Annotated in this window: 1 protein-coding gene and 1 pseudogene; both read left to right on the top strand. The window is 60.1% G+C overall.

Features of this window, described 5'->3' with window-relative positions:
- Positions 1-304, top strand: a 304-nt coding sequence (locus NKH70_RS35715; protein ID WP_353027478.1) for a VOC family protein, incomplete at its 5' end; no start/stop codon positions are given.
- Between the two features lie 161 nt (positions 305-465).
- Positions 466-740: pseudogene (locus NKH70_RS35710) on the top strand (transcription elongation factor GreA); the annotation flags it as partial.

Here is a 740-nt window from a genome sequence, read left to right as displayed (position 1 = left end):
TCTCGATTTCAAGATCGACATGCACAATCCGGGCAAGTTCGCTGCGCTGCTGCGCGACGACCTGACGCTGTATCTCAGCGCCCCAGGTGCGGGGAGCGGTGGTCAGGCGGGCGGCGATCCGAAGCCAGGCGGGTGGAACCGATTTATGATCGTTACGAACGAGGTCGATGTCCTTATTGAGCGGTTGCGCCGGGCTGATGCAAGATTCCGCGGCGAAATCAGCGACGGCGGTGCCGGTCGCGCCATCTTGCTCGAAGATCCATCGGGCAACGTCATCGAGCTATTCGAGTTCAAAAACGACTGAGCCTGACGTAGAGCTGGTGACGGCGGGCGGTTGGTTTTGATGCGTCTGCTCATGGTCATGTCGCGTTCCGCCACCGACGACAGATTTCTGCCGTCTTTGATCAAAAGCGGACGAGCCGGAATCCACCCCGGTGACGGTGTTCGACACGGAGTCCCGACCAATTGAGCGTAGCATTTGCCAAGGAGGAAAGCGCCGAGACAGCATCGGAAACCATCCTGCCGGCTCGCCCTATCTCCGGTCGGATCAACCTCGTCACGGACGCGGGCCTCAAGATGCTGCAGGATGAATTGGCTCGCGCTCAGCAGGCTCTCGAGGCCGCTAACGCGCTGGAAGATGTCAACGAGAGGCGACGGCAGTCGGCGGTTCCGGTTCGAGATATGCGCTATTATGCCGAACGCGTCCGTACGGCTCAGCTTATGTCGGTGCCGACGTCTAA

It is taken from the genome of Mesorhizobium sp. M0991, assembly GCF_040318915.1.
Classification (GTDB): domain Bacteria; phylum Pseudomonadota; class Alphaproteobacteria; order Rhizobiales; family Rhizobiaceae; genus Mesorhizobium.
This window is presented reverse-complemented; position numbering and strand designations above follow the sequence as displayed.